This is a genomic window from Glaciimonas immobilis, from assembly GCF_011947285.1.
GTDB lineage: Bacteria > Pseudomonadota > Gammaproteobacteria > Burkholderiales > Burkholderiaceae_D > Glaciimonas > Glaciimonas immobilis.
Map to the genome: position 1 here is coordinate 705,545 of NZ_JAAOZT010000002.1, position 15,809 is coordinate 721,353.

Sequence of the window (15,809 nt, forward strand, 5' to 3'; positions counted from 1 at the left end):
CGGTTATTTTTGTCTCTGCGTCGGTAGCTCAGCTGGATAGAGCAATGCCCTTCTAAGGCATGGGTCGGGGGTTCGAGCCCCTCCCGACGCACCAGTTTCTTTCTTCCCCTTTATCCAATAGCGTTCAAATCAGCGTGATGATTTTGAGTAGCTGTACGGATTTACGTTTGGTCCGCGTCGGACGAAACTCGCATGCTTCCAACAAACACATACCGAAAACCGCTAAAGAATGGTTATCGTATATTTCACCAAGACAACATATTTTTTCTGTACGTTTTACAAGTATTTGCGATTAAGCTTCCGGTGTCGACTGCTATCTATCGGGAAATACTTGTTTTTCGGCATGAAATAGCACAGAATAACTTTCGACCTTGCCGCCCACCACCCTCCAGACGGAATTCCAGATTACGCTATCGCGGCGATAAGGATTACCAATCCACAGCACTAAGCGAAGCACTATAATCAATTGGCTTTCTTCATTTATTGATTCATTGAAAAACAGGATCTGACATGACTACAGAAAATACCGCAGCAAAGTGTCCGTTTAGTGCCGCCGCTGGCGTTGGAACTACTAACCATGACTGGTGGCCGCAGCAATTGCGCTTGGATTTGCTTCATCAGCACTCCTCAAAGTCCGACCCCATGGGCCAGGACTTTAATTACGCCGAGGCGTTCAAGAGCCTCGATCTGGCTGCGGTAAAAAAAGACCTGACAGCGTTGATGACAGATTCTCAAGATTGGTGGCCCGCAGACTTCGGGCACTACGGTGGGTTATTTGTGCGTATGGCGTGGCATAGCGCCGGCACCTATCGCATTGGCGATGGCCGCGGGGGTGCTGGCCGCGGGCAACAGCGCTTCGCGCCACTTAACAGCTGGCCGGACAACGTGAGTTTGGACAAGGCCCGCCGTCTGCTGTGGCCGATCAAGCAGAAATACAGCGAGAAAATTTCATGGGCCGACCTGATAGTCCTCACCGGGAACGTGGCTTTAGAAAGCATGGGCTTTAAGACTTTTGGCTTCGCAGGCGGGCGCCAGGATGTGTGGGAGCCGGACCATGATGTGTATTGGGGCCGCGAGACGAAGTGGCTCGGCGGCGATGTCCGTTATTCCAAGGGATCGCCGGGAGTGGAAGAGAATCATGGCGTGCTCGTGAAAGACGACAATAGCGAAGTGAAGCACACGCGCGACCTTGAAAACCCACTGGCCGCAGTCCAAATGGGCTTGATCTACGTCAATCCCGAAGGCCCGGACGGCAATCCAGACCCGCTTGCTGCAGCCATCGACATTCGCGATACGTTTGGCCGCATGGCTATGAATGACGAAGAGACCGTCGCACTCATCGCTGGAGGGCATAGTTTTGGAAAAACCCACGGCGCGGCGTCGGCGGAGCACGTCGCCGAAGAGCCTGAGGCAGCTGGCATCGAAGCCCAGGGCTTCGGCTGGAAAAACAGCTTCGGCACAGGTAAGGGCGGCGACACTATCACGAGCGGTCTGGAGGTTACCTGGACAACAACGCCAACGCAGTGGAGCAACAACTTTTTCGAGAACCTGTTTGGCTTCGAGTGGGAATTGACGAAGAGCCCTGCTGGCGCGCATCAGTGGGTTGCAAAAGGTGGCGACGGACTAATTCCGGACGCTCACGACCCCTCCAAGCGTCACCGCCCAACGATGCTGACGACTGACCTGTCGTTGCGAATAGACCCTGCCTACGAAAAGATTTCTCGACGCTTTCTGGAAAATCCCGATCAGTTTGCCGATGCCTTTGCGCGGGCTTGGTTCAAACTCACCCATCGCGACCTAGGGCCCCGCGCTCGCTATCTCGGGTCCGAGGTACCGGCTGAAGAGCTGATCTGGCAAGACGTGATTCCTGCAGTCGACCATGCGCTGGTTGATTTGCAAGATGCCGCCTCGCTCAAGAAGCAAGTGCTGGCATCCGGCTTGACGGTTTCTCAACTCGTTACAACGGCATGGGCCTCGGCCTCCTCATTCCGCGGTTCCGACAAGCGCGGTGGTGCCAATGGTGCGCGCATTCGCCTGGCACCGCAGAAGGACTGGGCCGTCAACCAGCCACAACAACTTTCTGCCGTACTTGTGGTGCTGGAGGGAATCTGCAAAGATTTCAATTCCACACAGTCAGGCGGTAAAAAGATCTCGTTGGCCGATTTGATAGTGCTTGCCGGTAGCGCAGGCGTGGAGCAAGCAGCCAAAAATGCCGGTCACGAGGTCAGCGTTGCCTTCACACCGGGCCGCACGGATGCGTCGCAAGCGCAGACTGACGTGGAGTCGTTCGCTTCGCTGGAGCCGATCGCCGATGGCTTTCGGAGTTATCAGAAGACGCGCTACAGCGTACCTGCAGAGGCATTGCTGATCGACCGGGCGCAACTAATGACGTTAACCGGCCCAGAGATGACCGTACTCATTGGTGGACTACGCGTGCTGGGTACCAATGTCGGTCAGACGCAGGATGGGGTGTTCACTAAAAATCCGGGCACGTTGACCAACGACTTTTTCCTTAACCTGCTTGATATGAGCACGGAGTGGAACCCTGTGTCGGGTGATAAAGATCGGTTCGAAGGACGTGACCGCAAGACGGGCGAACACAAGTGGACCGCTTCACGTGTTGACTTGGTGTTCGGCTCGAACGCTCAATTGCGCGCTGTTGCCGAAGTTTATGCGAGTGCCAACGCTTCAAGGAAGTTTGTCGATGATTTTGCGGCCACTTGGACAAAGGTGATGAATCTCGATCGTTTCGACTCAATCACATCTTAAGTCCTTCCTAAAGCAGCCAAGCCGCCAGTTAAAGTTAACTGGCGGCTTGGCACCTTCAGGCCAGCTTCGAAGATATCTATACTTGTCCAGCTCGTGGCATTAATAATAGGGCCGTCATGAGCCCGGTACTAAGTGAATGCTGGGGTTCTGATTACCGGCCCTCGATGCCGGCAAACTTAAGTGGGTTGTAAATGGCTCAGTATCGCCGGCGACGCGGCTACTCGGCACTATATCAATGGGTATCCCGTTTGCAGGACGAACGAGGTATACGCTGTTCCATCGGTGCCTTCAGCCAATACCTGCTACAAGTTGCTAAGACGGATGTCTCGATACTCAATGATTTGCTTAAGATTATTGACGACCGTGGCGCCAGCAAAACGACAATTATTACCAACCAATTCCTCATTGATCACTTCCACGCCTAAACAAACTATCTCTGCGATTGTTGACACAATCCTTGGCCAGTAAGTCAATGTGCAGCCAAACCGAAACTTATAAAAGGGGAAAACAGATCTATCGTGAACGGTCTTATACAATTTGAACGTGTAATGCCATTCGATGGGCAACGGTCACGTTCATCGGAATACGCGCGATGCAGACTGTAATTGGTGGAAGGGGCGATGCCGCGATAAATTTGCTAAACTAAGCCAATAAGTATCGCCTGACAGTTACTACGCAGTATAACTGTCAGGTCGTCTAAACTATTACAAACATATTGTTATTTTCAATTTTGAACTCTCACACGTCGACCTCGCGATTGAGTCCTAAGTACCAAATTACATTTGCTGATACTTAGGATAAAGTTATGCAAAGGCAGAAAGTTCAGGAGTCCGTGCATCATCAGGTTTCCCCTATTTTGCACGCACTATGACAAAACTCCTCTAATCGATTAGCTTGATTGCACGCTGCTGAACATCTGGCAAATTGCCTTTAACCGCAGCAGTCAGACGCGTACCATAATCGGTATCGGCTTTGTAGAAGTAACTAAGCATGGCTTGCTTAATTTGAGGACTTTTAACCTGCTCCAAGTCTGAAGCAAGGTTACCGATGAGATTAGTTTTGTCCTGCTCGCGCAACGCCCGATAAAAATTACCAGCTTGGCTAAAGTTATCAGTTTTCGTAATGGATGTCTGCTGCGTAGAACCCGTTAAAGGGGTACGCACCGACTTATACCGTGGATCATCAGTTGGGCTTCCGGCCTGATGTGAAGGCTGATAATTTACATCACCACTGCGCTTGCCCGCATCGCCGCTACCGTCCTGATTGTAATTTTCTATCTTCACCAATGACTGATTGATTGGCAAACGCTGATTGTTCGGGCCTAAGCGGTGTAATTGCGTATCTGCATAGGCAAATAAACGGCCTTGTAGCATCTTGTCTTCCGATGGTTCAATGCCTGGAACTAGTCGGGATGGTGCGAATGCAGCCATTTCGGTAGATTCGAAAAAGTTGTCCGGCACCTTGTTCAGTGTCATGGTGCCGATTTTTGTCTCAGGTATATCTGGCCATATTTTTGTCGCATCGAGCGGATCAAAATGGAATTTATCCATGTCCTTCGGCTTCATTAATTGCACATATAAGTCCCACTTTGGAAAATCACCGCGCTTGATCGCGGCATACAAATCATCGGTCAGATTGTTGAAGTCTTCGCCCTGAACCTTTGCGGCTTCTGCACGTGTCAAACTTTTTACACCCTGAAGACTTTTCCAATGAAATTTCACATACGTAACGTCGCCTTGGCTAGTCACCATTTTGAAGGCATGCACGCCGTGCCCATCCATCGTTCGATACGAAGCTGGAATTCCGAGGTCGGAATAAACCCGCGTTAGTAAGTTGGTGCTTTCAGGAATATGACTAAAGAAATCGAAAAATCGATTTGGGTCCTGCACGTTAGTTACTGGCGACGGTTTTAGGGAGTGCACCATATCGGGAAACTTGATAGCGTCGCGGATAAAGAAGACCGGCAAATTGTTACCAACCAAATCCCAATTGCCTTGATCGGTATAAAATTTGGTGGCAAAGCCGCGAGGATCACGCAAGGTCTCTGGCGAGCCTTTAGGATGAATTACGGTTGAAAAGCGCACAAACACGGGCGTCTTTTTACCGGCGGTGGCAAACAAACTGGCGGAGGTCAATGCTGAGAGATTATCTACAGCCACAAATTCACCTGCTGCTCCAGTACCCCGCGCATGCACCACCCGCTCAGGAATGCGCTCGCGATCAAAGCGTTGAAGTTTCTCAATCAATTGCGTATCTTGCAAAAGAGTTGAGCCGTGCTCTCCTGCGGTTTGCGAGTTCTGGTTATCACCAACTGGCGATCCGTTATCGTGGGTTAATGTTTGGGCGTTGACGTTGCACGCGAGGAGTAGTGAGGAAATCCAAAGTGCGCGAAAGCGCGGTACTGATGTGGCTTTAAAATACATGGCGGTAATCCTTTTATGATCATGCGGAAACATACGCACATCCATTCTATTAACATAGAGAAAAACTATATATTTGTAATTATTAATTAATATTATTAATTAAAACTATAATGATTTGTAGCAACCTATTAAAACCTCGCCTCGTCTGGATGTGTGATGGTAACTAAGTAATCACTCATCCGACGCGGATCACTTCGGAAGATTAGAATCGCGCTGTAGCACTGGGATAGGACAAAGCTGGTGTTCCAGAAAAAAACCGGTGGGTGCCATAAATATTCCGGCGCGCTAATAAGCAAGCAGCACGAGTTCGATCTGCGCGATCTTGAAGCAAACGATAAAGATGGGAATCCGCTTATCGCCGAAACATCTCACGCGCTACTGGCCGCGCCAGAAACCATGATCGCGTCCAAATCTTACGCCGGACTTAAATCCGCAGGACGAGGGCGTAGCACGTAGTGGCGGGCGGTGGTCACCGTTGCGTCAGGCTATGACGCCTGCTAGTTTATTATTTCAGTGTTATGAGCGCGATCCGGGCATCGGATTTAAGAAAATATTCAAAAAAAAGGGTTAATTGATATGTTGAACCAATTCACTAAGACTGTCGGGCGCGCGTTATTTGCGTGCTCACCCGATGGTAAAAAAGGTGAGTGTATTGGTCAGCGGTTATTTGAACAGGCTTGATTGCGTGTGAAAATATATAGCACGCCAGCTGCTTCCAGCGCTTGAGTAAGTTAAGCTAAAACGCTGCAGCCGGCCGTCGCTTGCCCCGTCGCTCGCCCCGTCGCTCGCATCGATACTATCGCCATTGTTTAGTGCCTTAATTGGTGTAAGACGACATGAGGGGTGCGGTAACTTTTATTTAATGGAAGCTGCCGTGGCCGATATTAAGTTATGAACGAAAGATTAATTTCGTTAAAAAAACGTATTCCAATCTGGTCGATTCTGCTGAGAGCGCATCAGAGTTTTAAGCTTTGGCAGCGCTGTTAAAATTAAATTTAATAAATCGTAAAATTGTTTTGCTCGGGACCATAGTTCGGTGTACTATGCGTGTCTTCGGAGTGTAGCGCAGCCCGGTAGCGCACCTGGTTTGGGACCAGGGGGTCCAAGGTTCGAATCCTTGTACTCCGACCATATTGAATAAAAAAGGCCTGTCTTTGACAGGCCTTTTTTATTTTTCGTGGCGGTTTTGAATTGCAAAAAAAAGCACCATCCAACCTTTAAATAAGCGCCCAAACTAATGCCTGAATATGCGCACGAACATGCGCACCCACATGCGGATACATCATCACATTCGACAATGTAAAACAAATTCATAAAACTGGGTCTTCATCGTAAATGGGTTCATTCGGTCCAGACACTTCAGGCGGTTTTCACCCGCCCTGAGCAGGTCGCTAAAATACTCGCGCACATCTCAGGCAAGTCCTTAAAAGGTCTGAGGCGCCCGTGCAGAGCGCGAGCGAAGAATTCCTGTAGTCCGCTAAACAGCGTGGTTATGTGCTATGCACTTTGAAGAAGAAACCAAAGAAAAGCCCACCGCACGCACTGCCAGAATGCAAATAGCCGCAACATTTTCATCAAGAAAGTGCTGCGGCTATTTTACGTTTACATCTCTCGGTTCGATTTTGAATCGCGCTAACTACCAACTGCGTACCAACTGTGAAAGTTAATATTAGCGCGCTACTGCTTACCAACTGTGAAAGTTAATATTAGCGCGCTACTGCTTACCTTAATTATCGACCACGGCCACCTGAGCGATGCGGTGAAGCAGGGCGCGGTGGCGAGCTGGCATTGCCACTTCTTGCCGGGCCAGTATTTGGCTTTGCACCAGATGCAGGAGCTTTACCAGCCGTGCGTTGACCTTGTGAGCGTCCGCCACCGCCACGATTACCGCCACCCGCACCGCCGCCACCGCTGCGCAATTGAATCGCTTGTGGGCGGGCATTTGGGTCTGGTTCAAAGCCAGCAATAATTTCTTTTGGTAGTTCGCGTTTAATCAGTTTTTCAATGTCTTTCAACATTTGATGCTCGTCTACGCAGACCAGCGATACTGCCTCACCAGTGGCACCAGCGCGACCGGTACGACCGATACGATGCACATAATCTTCGGGCACGTTCGGCAGGTCATAATTGACGACGTGCGGCAACTGATCGATGTCGATACCGCGTGCAGCGATATCAGTTGCGACCAGCACTTGCAAGCTACCGTCTTTAAATTCAGCCAATGCTTTGGTACGTGCAGACTGGCTCTTGTTGCCGTGAATCGCCATTCCGGTGATACCATCTTTGCCGAGTTGCTCGACCAGTTTATTTGCGCCGTGTTTAGTGCGCGTAAACACCAATACCTGCGGCCATGAATACGTCTTGATCAGATGCGCCAGCAGCGGATGTTTGCGATCGCGATCAACCGGATGGATTTTTTGCTGAATCACTTCAACGGTCGAATTACGACGAGCGACTTCAATCATCGCTGGCGAGTTCAGCAGACTATCGGCGAGGATTTTGATGTCATCAGAAAAGGTCGCAGAGAACAAAAGGTTCTGACGTTTCTTCGGCAACACTGCAAGGATCTTTTTAATGTCGCGAATGAAGCCCATGTCAAGCATGCGGTCAGCTTCGTCCAAAATCAAAATTTCGACGTGCGTTAAATTGACGGTACCTTGCTGCATGTGATCAAGCAGACGGCCGGGCGTACACACCAGAATATCAACGCCATGCTTCAAGATTTTAATTTGGGGATTAATGCCAACGCCACCAAAAATAACTGCGGAAGTCAGTGGCAGGTATTTGCCATATAACCGCACGCTTTCTTCAACCTGAGCTGCCAGCTCACGGGTTGGCGTCAGAATCAAGGCGCGTATCGGGCGCTGCGAACCGGTGGGATTGGTAGGTGAGGTGGCTAGGCGGTGCAGCACTGGCAAAGTAAAGCCAGCGGTTTTTCCGGTGCCAGTTTGCGCGCCAGCTAACAAGTCGCCGCCCGCCAAAACCGCTGGGATTGCCTGCGCTTGAATTGGGGTTGGCGTAGTGTAACCGTGCTCGGTGACGGCACGAACGATAGCATCGGACAAGCCGAGTTCAGAAAATAACATGGAAGCTCAATAAAAGAATATCGGCCTGTCGCCGCATAGGGCGCCAGTCGCAGGCAAACGGGATTAGTGAATTAGGGAACCGGCTGGATAATTAAGTTAGCTAAAAGCTACCCAAGTTACCTACAGCTGACTCTCTTGCGGCGGCATTTGACTGGAGAATAGCCGCGCTCGGGCAGAGTATAACAGCGATAAACATAAATACGCGTATTTGCAGGGGTCATCTATTGCTTTCCGTTAATTTGCGGTCCGAACGGTATGTGCAAATCGTCATCACCCTGTCATATAAATGAATGTGAAGGAGCCTATTAAAGCGGGACCGGGATTAACGTTAAACCAACGGCTAATGTGGATTTTTTTAAATTAGGCGTGGCGTCAAATTAGCCGGTCAATCAGATGCGAAAATTTTAGCTTAATAAAAAATGCCGCATCATTGCGGCATTCTCAAAATAAAGTATGTTGATTTTTTATTTTTTTGCGTAAGGCGAAAGCAAGCTCACCAATTGGGCAAACATTTTAGGGTTGCCTGCCAAAACGTCGCCTTTGTACAGATAATCAGAGTCGCCGACAAAATTTCCTACAATTCCGCCAGATTCTGTAATCAGCAATGTGCCGGCGGCGATATCCCAGGGTTTCAGACCTTTTTCGAAGAATCCGTCCAACCGACCTGCAGCAACGTAGGCTAAGTCGAGAGCAGCGGAACCCACGCGACGCAGGCCGGCGCAGTTTTGTGACATGACGATGAACATTTTCATGTAGTCGTCCATGACCGGCCCTTCGGTTTCACGGAAGTTAAACCCGGTACCGATCAGACCGTCGGCCATCCGGTTACGCTTGCTGACACGCATACGTTTTTCATTCAGGTAGGCGCCCGCGCCTTTGCTGGCGGTAAATAGATCATTCCGGGTAGGGTCGTAAATCACCGCCTGGGTGATCTGTCCGCGATGTTGTAGCGCGATGGAGATGCAATATTGGGGGAACCCGTGGATGAAGTTGGTGGTGCCATCGATGGGATCAATGATCCAGACGTTTTCGTTCTCGTCATGAAGATTCTCAGAAGCGCCAGATTCCTCGGCCAGAATGGCGTGGTCGGGATAGGCGTTCTTTAAGATATCGATAATTGCCATTTCGGCATTCTTATCAACTTCAGTCACAAAATCGTTATGGGCTTTTTTCTCTACCTGGAGCAGGTCGAGATCGAACGAGGCGCGCGTGATAACTGCAGCACCGCGACGGGCGGCCTTGATGGCCGTATTGAGCATTGGATGCATAACTGGATTCGGTTCCGTTAAAATGGCGGCACTGTGCCAAAAGGAACAGAACCACCTATATTGATAATAATGAGCGATGCAGGCTGTCTTAACGGTTTTTGCTAATACTCAATAGACTGTATTGGAACCTGATGCGCGTTGCTCTCGCGGCGCCAGTATGGTTCTGAAAGAATCTAAAAACACCGAACACCAGCGTTTCCTGAAAATTAACCTGCGAATAACGCTATTTTAAATGAACCTGACTAAAATCAACACGTCTCTTTTCAATCGCCTGCGCTTTGTACTAGTAGACACTAGTAGTCCAGGCAACGTTGGCGCTGCCGCACGTGCCATTAAAACGATGGGGTTTTCCGAGCTGGTACTGGTAAATCCACGTTATCCCGACGTGCTTCAGCGTGAGGAAGCCATCGCATTAGCGAGTGGGGCGCAGGATATTCTCGCATCCGCAAGGATAGTTGAAACGGTAGAGCAAGCCTTGGACGGTTGTAATTTTGCCGCCGCACTGAGCGCACGCTTACGCGAATTTTCGCCGCCGGTGAGCGCGCCGCGGGCGGTCGCCATTCAGCTCGCGAAGGATGCTAGTCTGACGGGGGCAATTTTATTTGGCAGTGAGCGGTACGGCCTACCTAACGAAATTGTCGAAAAATGTAATGTATTAATTAACATTCCAGCCAATCCCGATTATTCATCGTTAAATTTATCGCAAGCCGTTCAAGTGCTAGCTTATGAGTGCCGCGTAGCTGCTAGCTTAGAACAATCGGGGGACGCGTCCGCTGAAATTAACAACGAAATAGGGTTTCATGGCGATACCGCTAATCTGGTAGAGATCGAGGGCATGTTCGCTCACCTGGAAAAGGCGTTGATCGAAATTGATTTTCTTGATCCTGCCCACCCAAAAAAACTTATGCCTCGGTTGAAGCGCTTGTTCTCACGGGCACGGTTAGAGACAGAAGAGGTGAATATTTTGCGCGGAATCGCTAGCCAAATTTTGACCAAGCGGCGCCGCCTGGATCGTTAGAGCGAGCGAGGGGTAATAAAGTCTTTGAAGCGCTTGCACAGTATTTGAAAGGCTTCCGCCCCCGAACGGGAGCCACCGAGCGTGCATGGGCAAGCAGAGGTGGTCCGCATTGACTTTCACTTCAGCATTAACAGATTAGCATTGTGTTCATCCAAGACTAAGCGCAAGCATGGTGAGAGGCAGTATGGGCTCGGAAAGTAGGGGCGAGATGCCAAGGCGGGCAGGAAAGCTGCGCGCAGATAAGAGCGAATGCGAATGCGCACGCACGTGGATACGAGCGCGTGCGGCAGCGTAAAACGTGCAGGACGCATCCTGCACGTGCGCCCTTATCCCCAGTTGCGCATCAAGCCTACAACGAGGCCTTCGAGCGCAAAATCATCCTGATCTTCACTGACGACAATAGGTTCAAAGTCTGGATTTTCAGGCAGTAGCTCTATTGCCGAGCCGATTTTTTGATAGCGTTTTACTGTGACATCATCACCTAATCGCGCCACCACAATTTGCCCGTTTCTGGCGGTTTCGCTTTTTTTAACCGCCAGCAGATCACCATCCAGAATGCCAGCGTCGCGCATCGACATACCGCGTACCTTCAACAGATAATCCGGCTTATCGCTGAAAAATGTAGGGTCAACGTTATACCTGGCCTGCACGTGCTCTTGCGCCAGAATCGGGGAACCGGCAGCTACGCGACCTACCAGCGGTAAATTGAGCTGCATCATAGCGGGATGCGGTAACGTAAATTGCTGCCCGCCAATGCTTGGGGCGCGACCACTGCCCGCGGGCCCCTTATTAAGCAGGCGTATGCCACGCGAGGTGCCCGGCGAAATCTCAATCGCGCCTTTACGGGCGAGCGCTTGCAAGTGCTCCTCAGCGGCATTCGCGGACCTAAACCCTAGCTCTGTCGCGATCTCGGCACGTGTGGGGGGAAAGCCTGTATTTTCGATCGCGTTTTTGATGAGATCGAGTATTTGTTGTTGGCGAGCGGTCAATTTGATCATAGATTGGGCGACTCTCGGAAAGCGCAAAAGCTAAAAATTGGGAGGGACGCGTCCTACACGCAGACGGCGCATGATGGGACTGTGTATATAAACAGACTGTATTTTTGTACAGTATTCGTGCAATTGCAAGTAAATTTGCACATCCATTGCCGAAATATCAAACGATTTGGTGTCAGCATTGAAGTTTGAGCGGTTTAACTGTATAGTGTCTGACTTTCCTCTTCCCACACCCGTCTTGACGCCGGGGTGGGCTATTTTCAACAGTCCAAAAAGGAGCTTACATGCGTCATTATGAAATCGTATTTATCGTCCATCCGGATCAAAGCGAGCAAGTGCCTGCAATGATCGAACGCTATAAAGGTATTGTCACTACACGTGGCGGTATCGTTCATCGCGTTGAAGATTGGGGCCGCCGCCAACTGGCATACCTGATCCAGAAACTTGCAAAAGCACATTATGTTTGCCTGAACATCGAATGTGACAGCGAAACACTGACAGAAATCGAAACAGGCTTTAAGTTCAATGATGCTGTTTTGCGTCACCTGACGGTTAAGCTGAAAAAAGCTGAAACTGGTCCATCGCCAATGATGAAAGCTGTGCAAAAAGAAGATGCTGCTAAAAGCCATCGTACTGAAGCACCAGCCGCACCAGTATCAGCTCCTGCAGCCGCCTAATTTTGCCAATTAATTGCATTTTTTGTGTCACCATTTTTTCCGATAGACCGGCGTGAGCCAACTCAATAACACGCTTCAACTGATTGCCGAAATCGCAGAACGTGAAGTATTGCGTTATACGCCAGCTGGTATTCCGATCGTTTCAGCAATATTGCTGAGTCGTTCGTCACCACATGAAGCGGGAATACAGCGTCAGGTTGAATTTGAAATTGCCGCGCTTGCCATAGGCGAGATATCGGGTCGATTCAATCAGACGGTGTTGGGTGGTCAGTACTGGTTTACAGGATTTTTGGCCCGCAAGAGTCGCAACGGTAGAAGTCTGGTATTTCACATCACTGAATTTGCTGCAGCTGAAACTGCGGCCTAATTATTTATACAGGAGCCTCAAATGGCATTCGGTAAAAAGTTCGATAAAAGCAAACTGAAAAATAAGCGTCAACAACAAAACCCGCTGTTCAAGCGTAAAAAGTTTTGTCGTTTCACAGCAGCACACGTTGCTAGCGTTGATTACAAAGACGTCGATACATTGAAAGATTTCGTTCAGGAAAATGGCAAGATCATGCCAGCACGCCTGACAGGTACTAAGGCAATTTATCAGCGTCAAGTTGACACCGCGATCAAACGCGCGCGCTTCCTTGCTCTGCTGCCTTACACCGATCTGCACAACGTTTAATTGACGACTTGAGGAGAGAAACATGCAAATTATTCTGTTAGAAAAAGTCGTTAATGTCGGCAATCTGGGTGAAGTTGTTCGTGTAAAAGATGGTTATGCACGTAACTTTTTGATCCCACAACGTCTTGCTCGCCGGGCTACAACTTCAGCTATCGCTGAATTTGAAGTCAAGCGTGCAGAACTAGAAAAAACTGCTGCTGCAAAATTAGTTGCTGCGCAAGCGCAAGGCGAAAAATTAAACGGTCTGACCGTCAAGATTTCGCAAAAATCAGGTGTGGATGGCCGTTTGTTCGGTTCTGTCACCAATGCTGATATCGCTGAAGCGTTGACCAAACAAGGTTTTGCTGTTGAAAAATCACAAGTACGTTTACCGGTCGGTCCTTTGAAGATCGTTGGCGATCACGCCGTTGCTGTGTCATTGCACACTGACGTCCTAGTTGATGTAACTGTTACTGTTATCGGCGAACACGCTTAATTTTATTAAGTGTTTGCTTAAGTAGCGACCGAAAATTTATTGGCGACTACTTAATACTTGTTGTAATGCTAAAAGCCGGGTTCTCCCGGCTTTTTTATTGCCCTTTTTTTTGTATACCGCAACAGAGTCAAACTTGTAAGCAGGTATAATTCGCGCCATGCATGCACCTTCAGATCCACAGTTAGATTCACTCCGAGTACCACCTCATTCGATCGAAGCGGAACAATCCGTTTTGGGTGGGTTGCTCCTCGATAATGCCGCATGGGACAGAATCGCCGATTTTGTCCGTGCGGACGATTTTTATCGTTACGACCATCGCATTATTTTCCAGCATATTGTTAAGCTGATTAATAACTCGCGACCGGCCGATGTTATTACCGTATTTGAGTCGTTAGGCAGTACCGGCAAGGCAGAGGAGGTCGGTGGACTGACTTATCTCAATGCGTTAGCCCAAAACACCCCATCCGCCGCAAACATCCGTCGCTATGCCGAGATCGTGCGCGACCGCGGTATCTTGCGTAAGTTGATTACGGTAGCCGATGAGATATCCGGCCAGGCTTTCAGTCCGCAGGGTAAAGAAGTCAAGCAGATGCTGGACGAGGCGGAATCGAAGATTTTTGCGATTGCCGAAGAGGGATCGCGCGGCGCACAAGGTTTTCAAGAAATTCAGCCATTGCTCACGCAAGTTGTTGAACGGATTGACGAACTTTATAGTCGCGATAATCAAAGCGAAATTACTGGCGTGCCAACGGGTTTTGCGGATCTTGACAAGATGACATCGGGACTGCAGCCAGGAGATTTGATTATTGTCGCTGGGCGACCATCTATGGGTAAAACCGCGTTTTCTATCAATATAGGTGAGACGGTTGCTATCGAAAGCGGTCTGCCTGTTGCAGTATTCTCCATGGAAATGGGCGGTACTCAACTGGCAATGCGTATGCTAGGCTCTGTCGGTCGACTGGACCAGCATCGTTTGCGTACCGGGCGTCTGGTGGATGAGGACTGGCCGCGCCTGACGCATGCGATTCAGAAGATGAACGATGCGCAGTTGTATATTGATGAAACGCCAGCGTTAAGCTCGATGGAATTGCGCGCGCGCGCGCGTCGATTGTCGCGCCAGTGCGGCAAGTTAGGACTGATTATCATCGATTATTTACAGCTGATGTCGGGCAATACCGCAGGAGAAAATCGCGCTACTGAAATTTCTGAGATATCGCGAAATTTGAAAGGTTTAGCCAAGGAGTTGCAGTGTCCGGTAATTGCGCTGTCACAGTTGAATCGCTCACTAGAGCAACGCCCCAATAAACGACCGATCATGTCTGACCTGCGCGAATCAGGTGCGATTGAGCAGGATGCTGACGTGATCTTATTCATTTATCGTGATGAAGTTTATAACCCTGACTCTCAGGAAAAAGGGACCGCCGAGATCATTATCGGTAAGCAGCGTAACGGCCCGATTGGTAGCATACGGCTGACGTTTCTTGGGCAATATACTAAATTTGAGAATTACACCGGTGGACTCGGTGCTCCGCAAGGCGGAGACTAGCGTCTGGTAAAGCATTAGTATGCGCAACGATGCGTTTGAACGTGTAATCGTTGTTTGCTTTACTACCTGATTGACAAGCAGCAAATTGAGCGATGCGTCAGGTATCACAGTAAAGATTTAATCCAGCTTTAATGAAGAAGAGAGAAAAAATATGTTTGCACGATTAATGCCCACCGAGGGCAAATTCTTTGAACTCTTTAATCAACATGCCGAGTTGTGCGTAAAGGGCGCAAAAGAAATGGTGGCATTGATGACCAATTTCGACGATCTGGAAATTCGGGTCCACGCCATTGAAAGCATCGAAAAACAAGCGGACAAGATTACCTACGCGGCAATTGATATGTTGCACAAGACGTTTATTACACCGATCGATCGGGATGATATCCATAAGCTGATTACGCGCATGGACGACATTCTTGATTTGCTGGAAGATGCTGCGCAAACGATATCGTTGTATGACATCAAGGCGATCACGCCTGAAGCGAAACGTTTGGCAGAACTCTGTCTGGCTTGTGCGGAAAAGGTCAAGGCAGCGGTCGCACTGTTGCACAACATGGATAATTCGACCAAGATACTGGAAATTTGCGCTGAAATTGACCGACTGGAATCGGACGCCGATCATGTCATGCGTGCGGCGATGTCGAAGCTGTTCCGGGATGAGCCGGATGTGCGCACATTGATTAAGCTAAAAGCAATTTATGAAATTTTGGAAACAGTCACGGACCGCTGCGAAGACGTAGCAAATATCATCGAAGGCATCATCGTAGAAAACGCTTAAGGTTATCCGCCACAGCACGCCTGAAATAACGTGCTGAGCCATGGTGGGGTAGCCGATCATGCTGCCATCTGCGGTAATAAGTTTGAATACTTATCGTGCCA

At 49.4% G+C, this 15,809-nt stretch carries 14 protein-coding genes and 2 tRNA genes; 12 read left to right on the top strand and 4 right to left on the bottom strand.

All coding sequences use genetic code 11. The features are described 5' to 3' along the window. Nucleotides 1–17: 17 nt before the first annotated feature. The 3 genes from HAV38_RS05475 (at nt 18) to HAV38_RS05485 (ending at nt 3,194) form a co-directional block, all read left to right on the top strand. Nucleotides 18–94: transfer RNA gene (locus HAV38_RS05475), tRNA-Arg, on the top strand. A 416-nt stretch (nt 95–510) separates the two neighbouring features. Further along, on the top strand, nt 511–2,769 hold the full coding sequence (gene katG, locus HAV38_RS05480; RefSeq protein WP_168053119.1) for a catalase/peroxidase HPI: 2,259 nt from the start codon (nt 511–513) through the stop codon (nt 2,767–2,769). Between the two features lie 191 nt (nt 2,770–2,960). Next, nucleotides 2,961–3,194 (top strand): ATP-binding protein, encoded by a 234-nt coding sequence (locus tag HAV38_RS05485; protein WP_168053121.1) that lies wholly within the window; start codon nt 2,961–2,963, stop codon nt 3,192–3,194. A 456-nt stretch (nt 3,195–3,650) separates the two neighbouring features. Here HAV38_RS05485 and HAV38_RS05490 read toward each other — a convergent pair whose 3' ends face one another. After that, nucleotides 3,651–5,192, bottom strand: a complete 1,542-nt coding sequence (locus HAV38_RS05490; protein ID WP_168053123.1) for a catalase — start codon at nt 5,190–5,192, stop codon at nt 3,651–3,653. A gap of 240 nt (nt 5,193–5,432) precedes the next feature. Between HAV38_RS05490 and HAV38_RS05495 the strand changes: the two genes are divergently transcribed. Next, nucleotides 5,433–5,648, top strand: a complete 216-nt coding sequence (locus tag HAV38_RS05495) for a hypothetical protein (RefSeq protein WP_168053125.1) — start codon at nt 5,433–5,435, stop codon at nt 5,646–5,648. 598 nt (nt 5,649–6,246) lie between these two features. After that, a tRNA-Pro gene (locus HAV38_RS05500) sits at nt 6,247–6,323 on the top strand. A gap of 599 nt (nt 6,324–6,922) precedes the next feature. On the opposite strand, the gene HAV38_RS05505 is transcribed toward HAV38_RS05500, so the two are convergent. Further along, a complete protein-coding gene (locus HAV38_RS05505; protein WP_168053127.1) occupies nt 6,923–8,278 on the bottom strand; it encodes a DEAD/DEAH box helicase in 1,356 nt (451 codons plus the stop codon). Between the two features lie 464 nt (nt 8,279–8,742). Continuing rightward, nucleotides 8,743–9,546 carry an inositol monophosphatase family protein gene (locus tag HAV38_RS05510; RefSeq protein WP_168053129.1) on the bottom strand — a complete coding sequence of 268 codons (804 nt, stop codon included), beginning with the start codon at nt 9,544–9,546 and terminating at the stop codon, nt 8,743–8,745. Between the two features lie 232 nt (nt 9,547–9,778). On the opposite strand from HAV38_RS05510, the gene HAV38_RS05515 reads away from it, so the two are divergent. Beyond that, complete coding sequence (locus HAV38_RS05515) at nt 9,779–10,564, top strand: RNA methyltransferase (protein WP_168053131.1); 786 nt, start codon at nt 9,779–9,781, stop codon at nt 10,562–10,564. Between the two features lie 326 nt (nt 10,565–10,890). On the opposite strand, the gene lexA is transcribed toward HAV38_RS05515, so the two are convergent. Beyond that, a complete protein-coding gene (gene lexA / locus HAV38_RS05520) occupies nt 10,891–11,562 on the bottom strand; it encodes a transcriptional repressor LexA (RefSeq protein WP_168053133.1) in 672 nt (223 codons plus the stop codon). 281 nt (nt 11,563–11,843) lie between these two features. On the opposite strand from lexA, the gene rpsF reads away from it, so the two are divergent. The 6 genes from rpsF to HAV38_RS05550 all read left to right on the top strand — a co-directional run bounded on the left by rpsF (nt 11,844) and on the right by HAV38_RS05550 (nt 15,708). Continuing rightward, nucleotides 11,844–12,236, top strand: coding sequence for a 30S ribosomal protein S6 (gene rpsF, locus HAV38_RS05525; RefSeq protein ID WP_168053135.1), 393 nt, complete (start codon nt 11,844–11,846; stop codon nt 12,234–12,236). Between the two features lie 52 nt (nt 12,237–12,288). Next, a complete protein-coding gene (gene priB / locus HAV38_RS05530; protein WP_168053137.1) occupies nt 12,289–12,603 on the top strand; it encodes a primosomal replication protein N in 315 nt (104 codons plus the stop codon). 21 nt (nt 12,604–12,624) lie between these two features. Next, nucleotides 12,625–12,909, top strand: a complete 285-nt coding sequence (gene rpsR / locus HAV38_RS05535; RefSeq protein WP_108439014.1) for a 30S ribosomal protein S18 — start codon at nt 12,625–12,627, stop codon at nt 12,907–12,909. 22 nt (nt 12,910–12,931) lie between these two features. Beyond that, nucleotides 12,932–13,384: a 50S ribosomal protein L9 gene (gene rplI, locus HAV38_RS05540; protein WP_168053139.1), complete on the top strand. Its 453-nt coding sequence runs from the start codon at nt 12,932–12,934 to the stop codon at nt 13,382–13,384. A gap of 157 nt (nt 13,385–13,541) precedes the next feature. Further along, nucleotides 13,542–14,930 carry a replicative DNA helicase gene (locus tag HAV38_RS05545; protein WP_168053141.1) on the top strand — a complete coding sequence of 463 codons (1,389 nt, stop codon included), beginning with the start codon at nt 13,542–13,544 and terminating at the stop codon, nt 14,928–14,930. A 151-nt stretch (nt 14,931–15,081) separates the two neighbouring features. Beyond that, on the top strand, nt 15,082–15,708 hold the full coding sequence (locus HAV38_RS05550) for a DUF47 domain-containing protein (protein WP_168053143.1): 627 nt from the start codon (nt 15,082–15,084) through the stop codon (nt 15,706–15,708). Nucleotides 15,709–15,809 lie beyond the last annotated feature (101 nt).